Source organism: Heyndrickxia sp. FSL W8-0496 (assembly GCF_038007825.1).
Classification (GTDB): Bacteria; Bacillota; Bacilli; order Bacillales; family Bacillaceae_C; genus Heyndrickxia; species Heyndrickxia oleronia.
The window spans coordinates 1,503,804-1,519,289 of the sequence record NZ_JBBOXX010000001.1 but is presented as its reverse complement, the minus strand read 5'-3'; the positions used below and the strand labels follow the sequence as shown (position 1 = coordinate 1,519,289).

Here is a 15,486-nt window from a genome sequence, read left to right as displayed (position 1 = left end):
CTTTTGTTATTATACCAAAGTTATTATTAAAGGAATAATTAAGGCTCTTTTTAAGCTCTTTTTACAAGAGCTATCTTTATAGAGAACACCGGGTAAAATTCAGTTTTAAGAGTTTACAGTAAGAAACACAATAAAAAAACGAACATCAACGAACTAGATCAGCAACTAAAATAAATCGTTTAGGTGCATCACCAATAAAGTTAAATGGATAACAGGTTGTGACCGTTAATGTTGCTCTAGGTTTTGGAACAATTATCGTTCGATCATCTGCATCAACGATTTTAATTTTTTTAATTTGATAGGTGAAATGTCCAGCGGATGTCTTTACGATTAATTTATCATCTTTTTTCATTTCACCTAATTTGCGAAAAACAGTGTCCCGATGCCCTGATAGTACCGAATTATCTTTTTCACCAGGCAGTACACTTTTTGCAAAATGACCGACACCCTTCTCTAACTCCTCGTCTTCTGCCCCTTCATAAATTGGTAAATCGGCATTGATTTTTGGAATAACTAAATTTCCAATTATGTCACCCTTTTTCGGAGCTTTTTGATAAAGCTTCCGACTGTTTTCAGTTTTTAGCTCGGTGGTTATGTCTTTATTGTTGGGATGTTGCGAATAAAACAACTTATATCCATTTATGCTCATTATCCATATTCCACATAAAATAAATATACAACTGAAAATAAAAAGAAAGATATTTTTCATTCTCATATTTTCTTTGTTCGCCACCTACGTAGCACTAGACTACCTACGATAAGCATAGCAAGTCCACCTAATATATTATCAACATAGTGTCCAGCAGTATTCGGTAATTTACCGCCTTTTATTGTTTTCTTAACTGGTTTGGTTATACTTTTTTCAACTTTTTCTACCTTATTAATCGTATCCGTAATCAATTCAGAACCAAATAGATTTGCTGAAATCATCATATCTGCTAAAAAATCACCATTATAATTATATAATTCGATAGATAGATTATATCCATTCGTTGTTTCAAGCTTGGTTAATTCATTCAATGTTATTGGTTTTTTATCTGTACCTTTTACTAAATAGAACTTAGCATCTAGTTTAAATAATGCTAAGATTTCTTGATATGCTTGAATAATCTCTTGAATCTGATCGTTTGATAAATCTGTCTCGCTTTCAAAATCCCCAATCGCCATCATACGCTCAGAAATGGCTACAAGCTTTTGCTCCATTTTTTCATCCATATCAATGGACATAAAATGATTCAACAAATTTTCAACTTCATCATCTGTTATCCCAATTTCTTTAAAAATATCAGAGAATATCTCTGAATCATCTGTATAAGCAAGAATTGCATTATCGAGGTCTTCAATATATTTATATTGGTCGATAGAATCTCCATTACTTGAAAGTAATTCTATTAGTTCCTCATAGCTCATATCATAATCTTCTAATAAAGACTTTAGATTTTCCTTCGTGATTGGTGTACCGATATAAAAAGAAATGGTCTCATCTAAAGTATTGATAAAACGATAAACATCATTTAGATTATCCTCTTTATCTATTTCTCCATTTTCTACTAAGAAATCCTTAAGATCTGCTTCATCTTTAAATTGATACTCTACGATTAATTTTTGTAAATTATCATTATTAATAGGTTCTCCTAGAAACTCCTTCAATTCAGCCACCGAAGAAAATGAATCAATATTTTCATCATAAAAGTATTCTAAAAAGTCATTCAATTCTTCCTCTGACATATCAATATCTTCAAAATATGACATGAGCTCCTCTTCAAAAGATGCTGCCGAACTTAAACTTGGTAAAAAATTTAAACATACAATAAATGCTGTGATAAATAAAAAAATCTTTTTCAACTTTTTTCCCCCATTATTATTAAATAAATACTTTCATACTATAAGCTAGAAAATTTTTTTAAGATAGTATTGATTTTTTTATTTCGTTTATGTAAAATATCAAATATTTTTTTCACCATAAAAAAAGGGCAGAAACCTTAATAAATAAGGATTCTGCCTTGTAATCAAATTATAATCTTTCACAAAAACAATCATTATTTTACCTGTATTTCCCTTTAATTCCATCATTTTTATTAGTTTGCAACAATGTTAACTAGCTTTCCAGGGACAGCAATCACTTTACGGATCGTTTTTCCATCAATCAATTCTTTTACTTTTTCATCCTCCATTACGAATGCTTCAAGTTGTTCACGAGAAATTTCGCTTGAAACCATCATTTTCGAACGGACTTTACCATTAAGCTGTACAACGATTTCAACTTCTGCATCAACTAGTTTCGATTCATCGAAACTTGGCCATGCTTCATAAGTGATTGTACCTTCATGCCCTAATTTACTCCATAGTTCCTCAGCAATATGTGGGCAAATTGGTGAAAGTAATTTAACGAAGCCTTCAATATATTCTTTCGGTAGAACATCAGATTTATATGCTTCATTAATGAATACCATCATTTGTGAAATTGCTGTATTAAATCCAAGTTGATTAAAGTCTTCCGTTACCTTTTTCACCGTCTGATGATACACTTTTTCAAGCACATCAGAATGTCCTTGCTGAACTTTGCTTGTAATTTCACCTGTTTCATCAACAAGTAAGCGCCACACACGGTCAAGGAATCTTCTTGCACCATCTAATCCGTTGGTTGACCAAGCAATCGATGCATCTAAAGGTCCCATAAACATTTCATATAGACGTAATGTATCTGCTCCATGACTATCAATAATATGATCTGGATTAACAACATTTCCTTTTGATTTACTCATTTTTTCATTGTTTTCTCCAAGGATCATCCCTTGATTAAATAATTTTTGGAATGGTTCTTTAGTTGGAACAACACCGATATCATACAAGAATTTATGCCAGAAACGTGCATATAACAAATGAAGAACAGCATGCTCTTGACCACCAATATAAATATCAACAGGAAGCCATTTTTTTAATTTTTCAAAGTCTGCCAAGGCATTTTCATTTTTAGGATCTACATAACGTAGGAAATACCAACTGCTACCTGCCCATTGAGGCATTGTATTTGTTTCTCGACGACCTTTTTTACCAGTAGCTGGATCAACAACATTTACCCAATCACTAGCATTCGCAAGTGGTGATTCTCCTGTTCCAGATGGTTTGATTTCTTTCATTACTGGGAGTGTCAACGGAAGTTGATCTTCAGGAACAGTAGTCATTGTTCCATCTTCCCAATGAATAATAGGAATTGGTTCACCCCAATAACGTTGACGGCTAAATAACCAATCTCTTAAACGGTAAGTTATTTTTTTCGTTCCTATATTTTTTTCTTCGAGCCACGCAATCATCTTCGAAATAGCGTCTTCTTTGTTTAATCCATCAAGGAAACCAGAGTTGATATGTTCTCCATCTCCTGTATATGCCTCTTTATCCACGTCGCCACCAGCAACGACTGCTTTAATTTCTAATCCAAATTTCTTCGCAAACTCATAATCGCGTTCATCATGTGCTGGAACTGCCATAATTGCTCCTGTCCCATAACTCATTAGAACATAATCAGCAATCCAAATTGGCATTTTTTCATTATTGACTGGATTAATTGCATACGCTCCTGTAAAAACACCTGTTTTATCTTTCGCTAAATCTGTTCTTTCTAAATCGCTTTTTGATTTAATTTGCTCAAGATAATTTTCAATCGCTTGCTTTTGTTCCTCTGTTGTAATGTCATTAACGAGCGGGTGTTCAGGTGCTAAAACTGCATAAGTAGCGCCAAACAAAGTATCTGGACGAGTTGTAAATACTGTGAAATTTTTACCTGTGCCTTCAATAGTAAAAGTTACTTCAGCACCCTCTGAACGGCCAATCCAGTTACGTTGCATATCCTTTAGATTTTCTGGCCAATCAACGTCTTCTAAATCATCAATTAAACGATCCGCATAAGCAGTAATTTTAAGCATCCATTGTTTCATCGGACGACGTTCAACAGGGTGGCCGCCACGTTCACTCTTACCATCGATAACCTCTTCATTGGCAAGAACTGTCCCAAGAGCTGGACACCAGTTAACAGGAACTTCATCGACATAAGCAAGTCCTTTTTCGTATAGCTTTAGAAAAATCCATTGCGTCCATTTATAGTAATTAGGGTCAGTTGTATTTACCTCACGCTCCCAATCATATGAGAACCCTAGCTCTTTTATTTGACGAGTAAACGTATTAATATTATGCTTTGTGAATTCCACTACATCGTTACCTGTATCAATTGCATATTGTTCGGCAGGTAATCCGAATGCGTCCCATCCCATTGGATGAAGTACATTATATCCTTGCATTCGTTTCATTCTTGATACAATATCTGTTGCAGTATATCCTTCTGGATGACCAACATGAAGACCCACACCAGATGGATAAGGAAACATATCTAATGCATAAAAATTAGGCTTATTCTCGTCTTCAGTTGTTTTAAATGTTTTATTCTCTTCCCAAAACTTTTGCCATTTTTCTTCAATTTCATGATGATTAAAACTCATGTAAAATCCTCCTTCTTTATCAATGACCCTTTTCTCAGTTAAATAAAGAGTTGCCTTTTACTTAACTTAAATAGTTAAACTTACCTAACTAGCAACAATGTTTAAGAATAGAGCCTTAAAAAACAATATAAAAAGCCTCTCATCCCTATTAAAGGGACGAGAGGCTGTATATTCTCCCGCGGTACCACCCAAATTAGTGTAAACCACTCACTTCATTCATCCTTAACGCGGAAAACGGCAAATATTACTTAATTGATGTTCACATTTGCAACTCCAAGGTGAGTTCATGATGTTCCTGATTGGCTTGCACCGACCGCCAACTCTCTTATCAAGGAGATCATCACTACTATTCCTTCTCAACGTTTAGCTATCTGATAATTGTATTCACCATTGTAACCAATATTATACTTATTATCAAGTACATTTTACTATTTTAATTATAAATAGTCTTCCTTACATAGGTATGGATTGTTTTTCTACTTTTGATTTTGATTTAAGTGGGCGATCATATATTAATGATAAGATAATGGAAACGATTAGTAATACAATAAGAGCTTTAAATAATAATGACATACTATATACATCCACTAAAATTCCGCCCAATAATGGACCAATCATTCTCCCACCCGTTGCTGTACTATTAACAATTCCTTGGAAAAATCCTTCTTTTCCTTTAGGTGCTAACTTATCGGCTATGGTTGGTACAGTTGGCCATACAAACATTTCTCCAATGGTAAGTATAATCATCGCAGTTAAAAATCCTTTAAAATCAGAAGCAAAACTGGCAATTCCAAATGAACACATAAAAATAACAATACCTGTAATAATTGGACCTTTTAAATTTGTACCGAACAGTTTCATTATAGGATTTAACAATGGTTGACCAAGGACAATTAATGCACCATTTATTGTCCACAACATACTATATTGACTTAAGGAAATGTTAATTTCTTGTGTATAAGTAGCAATCGTTGACTGCCATTGAACATAACCAACCCAACACAATAAATAGCCTGCACATAAGATCATTAAAGAAATAAACTTTGTTTTGTTCTTAATTGGTTTTTTCTCATGAATAACAGAGGTATGATTCCCTTGTTCGGATTTTATATTGCGATATCCAAAAAATGAAATGAAGAAAAAAACAATAAACATAAGTAAATTAGCAATAAAAATATAATCAAAGGAAAAGGAAGCTACAAAACCTCCTAATGCTGAACCGACTGCAACTCCAAAATTCTGTGCAATGTAAATAGCATTGAATGCCTTTCTTCCTCCCTCTTTCCAAACGGAGCCCGCCATTGCAAAAATAGCTGGAGGAATAATCCCTGAGCCAAACCCGATAACAGTTAAAAAGATTGCATATGTTGGCCATTCATGCCAAAAAGTCATACCAATCAAAGAAAATATGGTGATAAATACACCAATTAATATCGTACGATAACCACCAAACTTATCATAAAAACTTCCACCTAATAAATTTCCTAGTACACTTGCAGCAGAATTTAACATTAATACGATACCTGCCACAGATAAAGATTTCCCTAGATGATCATGCATGTAGATAGCATTTAAAGGCCATAAAAAAGAAGAGCCCGTTACATTTACCATCATACCGATTACCAACATCCATAATGACTTTGGCATGAAACCGCCCCCTCCCCCATTATTTATATAAGTACTAAATAAATTCACTTAAATTATTTATTAGTACATGAGTTATTTAACTTAATCTCCTTAATCACCTTCCCAATTTTATTCCTTTTCGCTACACTCTACAAGTACCAATCAACCAAGAATGTAAACACATAATATTCAGTTAAATAAGGTTGATCTTTCCTATATTTTATTTATAGTAAATTCTACAAACAGAAAGGGTCGACTCAATGAAGATGCTTCAAACACCTTTTTGAGTCAACCCTATAATTTAATCTGGCTTTTCTATACGTTGTTTTGAGCGGATTGGTTGGCTTTTTTTTGCATTTTGTTTCTTCAGTTGTTTTACTGGATCATACTCCCTACCTAACTCCATATCTTGATTATTGATGCCATTTTTAGTTTTTTGTTCTGGATTATTTGCCTTCGATCTTTTTTTCATGATATCCTCCTATATTGGCCGATCATGATTTAACAAAATCATTTGATTTTGTATTTGTTGAAGTTGTAATCTCATCCGATGTAATTGTTCCCTTTGCTGTGAATTCGCACTGTTTGATAGTTGGGCTAACTCATTATAGGAATTCTCCAAACCTTGGAGAGCATCTTGATATTCATTATCATAATAATGTTCCTGACGACTTCCCTCAATAAACTGTTCTTTTGCATATTGAATAGCTTCTTCACATTTTTGGATATGTTCACCAACCGATTGTCTAGTGGCCAACTTCATCCCCACTTTCATATGCTTTTTGAAGCAATCGCTTCTTCTTTATTTTGTTCATTTATATACTTACTATGTTGGCAATCGAAGGAATCAAGATTAGACTGGTTTGATTGTACATGATAAAATTTGAATGATTTTTATATTAATTTTGAAATTGGAGATTTGCCATGAAACTTATGAAAGTAATTGATTTTGCTCATAGCTTACTAAAGAAAAGTGTAACGAAGAAGGAAATAGTTGTTGATGCCACTGTTGGAAATGGCTATGATACTGAATTTTTAGCAAATTTAGTTGGCCCTGAAGGTAGGGTATTTGGATTTGATATCCAGAAAATGGCTATCGAACAGGCAAAAAGGTATTTAGCTGAAAAAACATGTACTGAAAATATAGTACTGATAAATAAAGGTCATGAAACACTTAAAGATTCGATTCCAGAACAATATCATGGGCAAGTTGCAGGAGCAATCTTTAATCTAGGTTATTTACCTGGTGGGGATAAACAAATTATTACTCATGGGAATACAACCATAAATGCCCTCAAGCAATTATTAGAAATAATGAAGCCTGGAGCTCTTATTGTTCTTGTTATTTATCATGGTCATCCAGGTGGGGAGATTGAGCGTGATCAAGTTTTAAACTTTGTACAAACTATTGATCAAAAAAAGGCACATGTACTTCAATACCAATTTATTAACCAGATCAATCAACCGCCATTTGTCATTGCAATTGAAAAACGATAATCATTCAGTTGATTATCGTTTTTTAGGTATTTTCTCAAGCATTGTTTTTTTAGTATAGTCTTAACTAATGGCTCTTTTCTCAAACATTGTTCCTATTTAAGGAAAGTTTCAACTAACTACTATCAGTTGAAGACCGTTACATCTATCATTTCACTGAGAAAAGAGCTGGAAACTCCATAAGATCGCTGATCATTTATTATGTTTAAAAGCCGGGCAGTTGGTTTTTAAACATGCAAAAACTACATAAAAACTGTCGATCATTAACCAATTTCCGCACTTTTCTTTTTCGATTTTAAAATTATTTTTACTACGCCACTTGGTACCATACTTTGCACTTTACGATATGCACGCCCATTCCAATAAAAGAAACGACTAATCGATCCACCATGTTTAATCATTTTTCTCGAAATTCTTTGCACATCTTTTTGTTTATTTACCTTATTATCCGATAAATATACAGCTAATAACCCACGATTGATTAATTTATGGAAAGTCTGGTCTGGTAATTTATCGGTATGTTTATCTGCTTCAGTTAGAAAATGGGTCAATCTTTTCAATAAATGTTCATTGTTTTCATAATAGAAACAGAAATTTAAATCTCCCCCTTCGCGATCCTCCTCCTGATCAATAAAATAATCTAGAAGGATATGTAATCCTTGAATATATGGGAAATAACCATTACGTATACTTGTAGCATGTTCCTCTTTAAAATCCTCACGTAATGCATAAGAGACTAGACAAAAAATTCCAAGTGTTGAACCAGAACAAGCGGAAAATTCGTACCAGTCCATTTCTGGTAAGGAATCTTTATATTTTTCAAACCATTCTTGTAACCGTCCCTCTCTCTCATCAACCTTTACATGTTTATGTATTTGTAAATCACAATAGTAGGAACATAGTTCCAGTAATGGTTCCTTGATTAAATGATAATTCTTCAGTCTGGTTAAAACCTTTTGGCATGTGAGGACTAAATCATGTAAATATCCACCATCATTTTGATCAGATCTCAGTCGATAATAATTTTTCGGCTCTGCCCCAACTGTTAATGAATCTTTCATTGATTCGTGTAATGCAGCAAAATCATCCGGATCTAACGATGTACTTCGATCACATAAGTTATCGAGATAATCACTTATTGTTTGATATGCGACGATAAATTCAATCGCTTCATCTCGCCTCTCTAATGCAAGAAGACCAAGAATAGACCCACCTTCGCAATGGAATGTTTTATGATTAATACTTGCTAATGCTTGATTCTTTAGCTCTTTATTTGGGATAGATGCCGCCTTCTCTTTCCATTGCAGTAGCTCACGATGGACACTAGGAAAAACCCTTTTGTACACCTGAGTCATTAATGAAATAGGATGTGATGGAACTGACATATTTTTCGGATCACCTCATTTTATGATATAACCTAATGAACTCAGTCTTGTTTCCACAAAATTTTTCGCATATTGGAATACCTCTTCTCGTTCAGGTTCACTAAATATTTCGTGATAACTTTCTGGCCATATTTTGTACTGTTTCTCAGATAGTGAAACTTTATTAAACCAATCATTCACTGCTAACTTATTAACAATTTTATCATTTCCACCTTGTAACACGAGTAAAGGAATATCTGGTACATTTGATATTTTTGAAGTAGCTAATTTCATCGCCTTTAAAAGCTCCCGATACCATCTAACTGAAACTTTAGTAACATATAGTGTATCGTTTAATGCCAAATCCTTCGCCTCTTCATTTCTTGTCACTGACTCAATGGATAATCCACTTGAGAATTTTAATTGGGGAGCAGCACGATTTAAAAATATCGATAACACTCCTAAAAAACTCGATGGATATTTTACTAAATCTAAACATGGTGCAGAGAGGATAACACCTGCTAAATTTAACTTTTCCTCTTGGATTGTTCGAATAACCGCAAGTCCTCCCATACTATGTCCTAATAAAAATACCGGTACATTAAATTGATAAGAAGTTTGTACCCAATCTTTTATTTCAAAAATATATTCATCAAAGGATTCGATATGCCCTCGCTGCGATCTACTTGTCATTCCTTGTCCAGGTAGATCACCCATAATCACATGAAATCCTGAAGATCGCCACATCTCAATAAGCCAATTATATCTTCCATGATGTTCCATCGCACCATGAACGATAACAATGACAGCTTTTGGATCTTCATCGGCTTCCCATTTCCACATATCTGAAACCTCCTCTTCTTTGCATTGTAATACTTAACTATTTTAAATGAAACCGATTGATATGAAAAGGATTTGACTATTCCGTGGCAAAGCAAGAATAATTTATCATTTTTCTTATTGTACCCATTATAAAATAATGACAAAATAAAATAGAAAATAATACACAATTAATTTATGGAATAGAAGGGATTGGGTCAAATGATTTACCCATATAAGGGGAAACTGCCTAAAATTGCTGATTCGGCATATATTGCAGATTATGTCACGATTTCTGGAGATGTAGAAATCTGTGAAGAATCTAGTATTTGGTTTAATACGACCATTCGTGGGGATGTTGCACCAACTATTATTGGGAAAAAAGTAAATATACAAGATAATTCAGTCTTACATCAAAGCCCAAATAATCCATTAATTATTGAAGATGAAGTAACCATAGGACATCAAGTAATTTTACATAGCTGTAAAATTAGAAAGAAAGCACTTATTGGGATGGGGTCGATTATTTTAGATCGTGCAGAAATCGGTGAAGGAGCATTTATCGGAGCTGGTAGTCTCGTCCCCCAAGGGAAAGTCATTCCTCCAAATACACTAGCCTTTGGCAGACCGGCAAAAGTGATTAGAACATTAAACAATGAGGATATCCAAGATATGATTAGAATTTCAAAAGAATATGCTGAAAAAGGGAAATACTATAAATCAATACAAAAGTAAAACATACAATACTTCGTTATATTAATTGTATGCTCGAAATAAAAAGTTAGTAAACGATATAATATAAATTTGCTGCTTTCTAAATAATTTGTTGAATGGTGACATTCTTCACTAAAACATTGCAGATTATTGTCGATGTAAATAGTAAAGATGATGGAATAAGGTGATAATTAATGAAATCTATTCTCTCTATTTTTGCTATTTTTCTATTGGCATCTATTGTTTTTTTATTTGGTTATATAAATAAAGAAGATAACAGCTTTGCCTTTGAGGAAAATCAAAAATTGACAGAAACCTTGTCTGCTTCAGATCAATATAAAATTATTAAACTAAAAGATAAGGTCCTTCTTGATATACCTGTTATTTCTCAATTTCCTGAGTTGGCACGCGGCTGTGAAGTAACAAGCCTATCGATGCTCCTACTAGCAGCTGGAATTAATAAGGATAAGATGGCTTTAGCGAGTGAAATTGAAAAAGATCCGACTCCTCAATCTGTAGTCAATGAAAAAGTGTATTTTGGGAATCCACATAAGGGGTTTGTTGGCAATATTTATACATATGATCAACCAGGATTAGGAGTGTATGTTGAACCTATAGTTAAACTGGCTGAAAAATATTTACCTGGGAAAATTGTCAATTTAACGAATTCAACATTTGAAGACTTAAAAATATATTTATCAGATGAACGCCCAGTATGGGTTATTATTAATACAAAGTATCAACAACTTTCGGATTCTTACTTCAAAACATGGTACACCGAAGAGGGACCCATTCGAGTTACTAGTAAGGAACACTCTGTATTAGTTACTGGGTATGATAAGGAATATATTTATTTTAACGATCCACTAACAGGAACAAAAAATAAAAAAGCACCCATTGTCGACTTTAAAAAAGCCTGGGTGCAAATGGGCAGCCAAGCAATTACATTCCAAAATTAGGTCTGTAATCATTGGCTGTTTTTTTTATAATGTTGCAGCTGATAGCTTATATTGTTTCTGGAAATCGTATTTCTCTTCAACATACACTGCATGCCAGATCATAAATACAAGAACCGTCCAAATTTTACGGCTATGATCCATTTTTCCTTGACAGTGCTCCTCTAATAAATTCAAAACATAATGTTTATTAATAATATGATCAGTTGCACTTTCATGAATGATTTGTTTCGCCCAATCATTCATTTCATTTTTTAACCAGTGGCGAATTGGGACGGGAAATCCTAATTTCTTTCGATTAAGAACATGATCAGGTACAACCCCTTCAGCCGCTTTTCTTAAAATATATTTGGTTGTATTATTTGCTGTTTTTAAACTAGTTGGTATTTTCGATGCGATTTTAAATACTTCTTTATCTAAAAATGGAACGCGCAATTCCAAGGAATGTGCCATTGTCATTTTATCTGCCTTTAAAAGAATATCTCCACGCATCCATGTATGGATATCAATGTACTGCATACGATCAACCGGATCATATCCTTTTGTTTCTGCATAAAGTGGTTTAGTTATATCTGTATAATCTATACCTGTTCGATACTGAGCTAATAAATCCTTTTTCTCCTCTTCAGTATACATTTTGGCATTTCCAATATATCTTTGTTCCATTGGAGTCACACCGCGTTCAATAAAGCTTTTTCCTTTTACTCCCTCAGGTAAAATTTTTGCTAATGCTTTTAACAAAGATTTTCCAATCGCAGGAATTTTGTCAAACACTTCTAATGATTGCGGTTCACGATAAATATTATATCCACCAAATAGCTCGTCTGCACCTTCACCAGATAATACAACAGTTACATGTTTTCTCGCTTCACGTGCGACGAAATACAATGGAACACATGCAGGATCAGCAAGTGGATCATCTAAATGCCAGATGATTTTAGGAAGTTCTTTCATATATTCTTCAGGTGAGATGATATAACTAATATTCTCAACACCTAATTTTTCTGCTGTTTCCTTAGCCACATCAATTTCACTAAACCCATTATGTTCAAAACCAACTGAAAATGTTTTAATGTTCGGATGATATTGCTTGGCAATAGATGCGATAATTGAAGAATCAATACCTCCAGATAAGAAGGATCCTACCGGAACATCACTTCGCATATGGACGTTTACTGAATCAAATAATACATCCCTAATTTCTTTAACAAATTCATCCTCTGATTTTTGAACTGGTTGGAAAGAGGCTTTCCAATAACGTTCAATCTTCATCTTCTCTCCAGGCTTTTTCGTAAAATAATGTCCTGGTTCTAATTTTTTTATTCCTTTTGTCATTGTTTCTGGTTCAGGAACAAATTGATAGGTCATATAATGTTGTGCTGCATCATAATTAAGCTCTTCATGGTCCATTGCAAGTAGAATACTTTTCTTCTCTGATGCAAAGAATGTCCGTTTTTCTTCTTCACGATAGAAAAATGGTTTAATGCCGAATGGATCGCGAGCACCAATTAAAACTTGCTCTTGTTTATCCCAAATCGTAAAAGCAAACATTCCCCTAAGTTTCTCCACCGCTTTTTCTTTATAATGACTATAAAGAGCAATAATTACTTCTGTATCTGAAGAAGTTTCAAAAGTAAGTCCCATCTCAATTAGTTCATTTCTGAGCTCAACATAATTATATATTTCACCATTAAAAATAATCCAATAGCGCTCATTTTCATAGGTTAATGGCTGGTGTCCACTTTCTATATCAATAATACTTAATCTGCGGAAACCAAATTGGATATGCTCATCTTCAAAAAAACCTTCATCATCTGGTCCACGATGTGTAATAATATCATTCATATTCTTAAAAAGCTGTCTATCCGAATCTCTTAAACCAATCTCTCGGTCATGAATACAACCAACAAATCCACACATTTATGTATGTCACCTACTCCATTTCTAATTAACATACTTTATTAAAGGCCAACCGCCTTTTAAAAATACACTCCACTATACTATCATTATTTTACTTTTTTTGCAGTAGACATTATATATATTTTTATGGAAAGAACTACAAGTGAATAACAAACGTGCAAGCATCTTGCTCAGCCCCGCCAAGTTATGGTAACGCTTTTGATTTTCCTTTGGTGAGGTTGTTTGGAATCAGGCTCGACGTAAACAACAATCATGTGATTAATATCTACGGTGCATATTTTCCTTAAGAATAAAAAATGGGGCTACCCATGTAGCCCCATTTCATTCTTTAAAGTGAAAAGTCACGTAATGCTTCTGCTTTGTCTGTTCTCTCCCATGGAAGATCAAGATCATGACGACCGAAATGGCCATATGCAGCTGTTTGCTTGTAAATTGGACGGCGCAAATCAAGCATTTTAATAATCCCAGCTGGACGTAGGTCAAAATGCTTTCTAACTGCTTCGATTAAGATATCCTCTTCAACCTTCCCTGTTCCAAATGTATCAATTGAAATAGACACCGGTTGAGCTACCCCAATCGCGTAAGCAAGTTGAACTTCACACTTATCAGCAAGACCTGCAGCTACAATATTCTTAGCAACATATCTAGCCGCGTAAGCTGCTGAACGGTCAACTTTTGTAGGATCTTTACCAGAGAATGCTCCGCCACCATGACGTGCATAGCCACCATAAGTATCAACAATTATTTTACGACCTGTTAAACCAGCATCACCTTGTGGTCCACCAATTACGAAACGACCAGTCGGATTAATAAAATATTTGGTATTTTCATCGATTAACTCTTTTGGAACTACTGGATTAATCACATATTCTTTCACATTACGTTGAATTTGTTCTAAGCTTATTTCCGGATGATGCTGAGTAGATATGACAATTGTATCAATACGAACAGGTTTGTCATTTTCATCATATTCAACTGTTACCTGGGTTTTAGCATCAGGACGCAAATATGGAAGAATATCCTCTTTACGAACTTCAGAAATTCTTCGTGCTAGCTTATGAGCTAAGGAAATAGGTAATGGCATTAATTCTTTTGTTTCATTACATGCAAAACCAAACATTAACCCTTGGTCACCTGCACCAATAGCCTCAATTTCCTCTTCAGACATCTGACCTTCACGAGCTTCTAATGCTTTATCTACACCCATTGCAATATCTGCAGATTGTTCATCAATAGAAGTTAGCACTGCACATGTTTCTGCGTCAAAGCCATATTTTGCACGAGTATATCCAATTCCTTTAATTGTTTCACGAACAATTTTCGGAATATCCACATATGTACTTGTTGTAATTTCACCAGCAACAAGTACAAGCCCTGTAGTTACAGATGTTTCACATGCTACACGAGCATTTGGATCTTTAGCTAAAATTGCATCTAAAATCCCATCAGAAATTTGATCACAGATTTTATCTGGATGACCTTCTGTTACAGATTCAGATGTGAATAAACGACGCTTTTTTGTCATATTTATTCCTCCCAAAAATTACTTCTATCTATTTTTACGCTTCACGGTACTCATTCCCTAATAGTATGAAATAAACCATAGATTTTATCCTTTAATGTTAAGGAGCAAAATCCTTTTCATGGGTTTAGAAAGACGATATTGTATAAAAGATGGCTTTTCGTATTCTTGTTAAATTTATGCAGAAATTTACCTAATAGCTACAAAGATTAGAATAGAAAAAATAAAACCTTTCCCCGCATGTTTATGAGAGGAAAGGTTAAGATCCATTATCGCGCCTTTCACTCTTATCGTTCAAGGTATTCCCTTGCGTCAGGTTAGCACCATTGCTTTCTAGTTTAGAAAATCTTAAAATTAGATTACACAATCGATAAACATCGGTTATGATCTAACTAAAAAATTCTAACATAGAATGCCGGTTGCTGGGTTTCATCGGGCCTGTCCCTCCACCAGCTCGGGATAAGAGTATCCGTTCAAGGTAAAATATTACGCAATTTGCAAGTTCGTGTCAACATGTTCCTACAAAAATTTTTATTCATCTCTTATTTCCTATTAAATAGATCACGAAATGTATGAAG

13 protein-coding genes, 1 riboswitch and 1 other annotated feature are annotated in these 15,486 nt (G+C 34.1%); of the genes, 3 read left to right on the top strand and 10 right to left on the bottom strand.

Features of this window, described 5'->3' with window-relative positions; all coding sequences use genetic code 11:
- Positions 1 to 145: 145 nt before the first annotated feature.
- The 6 genes from NST63_RS07585 to NST63_RS07560 form a co-directional block, all read right to left on the bottom strand.
- Entirely contained in the window at positions 146 to 649 is a 504-nt protein-coding gene (locus tag NST63_RS07585; protein WP_341041733.1) for a class D sortase, read from the bottom strand.
- Positions 650 to 711: 62 nt separating this feature from the next.
- Positions 712 to 1,845, bottom strand: a complete 1,134-nt coding sequence (locus NST63_RS07580; RefSeq protein ID WP_341041732.1) for a processed acidic surface protein — start codon at positions 1,843 to 1,845, stop codon at positions 712 to 714.
- 233 nt (positions 1,846 to 2,078) lie between these two features.
- Positions 2,079 to 4,493: a leucine--tRNA ligase gene (leuS, locus tag NST63_RS07575; RefSeq protein WP_078109574.1), complete on the bottom strand. Its 2,415-nt coding sequence runs from the start codon at positions 4,491 to 4,493 to the stop codon at positions 2,079 to 2,081.
- Positions 4,494 to 4,642: 149 nt separating this feature from the next.
- Positions 4,643 to 4,862, bottom strand: a binding site (T-box leader).
- Positions 4,863 to 4,946: 84 nt separating this feature from the next.
- A complete protein-coding gene (locus NST63_RS07570; protein ID WP_341041731.1) occupies positions 4,947 to 6,140 on the bottom strand; it encodes an MDR family MFS transporter in 1,194 nt (397 codons plus the stop codon).
- 280 nt (positions 6,141 to 6,420) lie between these two features.
- Positions 6,421 to 6,591, bottom strand: coding sequence for a hypothetical protein (locus NST63_RS07565; protein ID WP_058005621.1), 171 nt, complete (start codon positions 6,589 to 6,591; stop codon positions 6,421 to 6,423).
- Between the two features lie 9 nt (positions 6,592 to 6,600).
- On the bottom strand, positions 6,601 to 6,876 hold the full coding sequence (locus tag NST63_RS07560; protein ID WP_071976915.1) for a YtzC family protein: 276 nt from the start codon (positions 6,874 to 6,876) through the stop codon (positions 6,601 to 6,603).
- A 167-nt stretch (positions 6,877 to 7,043) separates the two neighbouring features.
- Between NST63_RS07560 and NST63_RS07555 the strand changes: the two genes are divergently transcribed.
- Positions 7,044 to 7,616: a class I SAM-dependent methyltransferase gene (locus NST63_RS07555; RefSeq protein WP_341041730.1), complete on the top strand. Its 573-nt coding sequence runs from the start codon at positions 7,044 to 7,046 to the stop codon at positions 7,614 to 7,616.
- Between the two features lie 260 nt (positions 7,617 to 7,876).
- On the opposite strand, the gene NST63_RS07550 is transcribed toward NST63_RS07555, so the two are convergent.
- Positions 7,877 to 8,998, bottom strand: coding sequence for a tetraprenyl-beta-curcumene synthase family protein (locus tag NST63_RS07550; RefSeq protein WP_071976913.1), 1,122 nt, complete (start codon positions 8,996 to 8,998; stop codon positions 7,877 to 7,879).
- Between the two features lie 15 nt (positions 8,999 to 9,013).
- On the bottom strand, positions 9,014 to 9,820 hold the full coding sequence (locus NST63_RS07545; RefSeq protein ID WP_058005625.1) for an alpha/beta hydrolase: 807 nt from the start codon (positions 9,818 to 9,820) through the stop codon (positions 9,014 to 9,016).
- A 198-nt stretch (positions 9,821 to 10,018) separates the two neighbouring features.
- Here NST63_RS07545 and NST63_RS07540 point away from each other — a divergent pair, with 198 nt between their 5' ends.
- Both NST63_RS07540 and NST63_RS07535 read left to right on the top strand, forming a co-directional pair.
- Positions 10,019 to 10,531: a gamma carbonic anhydrase gene (locus tag NST63_RS07540; RefSeq protein WP_341041728.1), complete on the top strand. Its 513-nt coding sequence runs from the start codon at positions 10,019 to 10,021 to the stop codon at positions 10,529 to 10,531.
- A 173-nt stretch (positions 10,532 to 10,704) separates the two neighbouring features.
- The gene (locus tag NST63_RS07535) at positions 10,705 to 11,469 is read left to right on the top strand and encodes a C39 family peptidase (RefSeq protein ID WP_341041727.1); all 765 of its coding nucleotides are present in this window, start codon (positions 10,705 to 10,707) and stop codon (positions 11,467 to 11,469) included.
- A 24-nt stretch (positions 11,470 to 11,493) separates the two neighbouring features.
- On the opposite strand, the gene asnB is transcribed toward NST63_RS07535, so the two are convergent.
- Together asnB and metK are read right to left on the bottom strand one after the other, a co-directional pair.
- Entirely contained in the window at positions 11,494 to 13,386 is a 1,893-nt protein-coding gene (gene asnB / locus NST63_RS07530; protein ID WP_341041726.1) for an asparagine synthase (glutamine-hydrolyzing), read from the bottom strand.
- Between the two features lie 328 nt (positions 13,387 to 13,714).
- Positions 13,715 to 14,911, bottom strand: a complete 1,197-nt coding sequence (gene metK / locus NST63_RS07525; RefSeq protein ID WP_071976910.1) for a methionine adenosyltransferase — start codon at positions 14,909 to 14,911, stop codon at positions 13,715 to 13,717.
- 281 nt (positions 14,912 to 15,192) lie between these two features.
- Positions 15,193 to 15,374: riboswitch (SAM riboswitch) on the bottom strand.
- Positions 15,375 to 15,486: the final 112 nt, after the last annotated feature.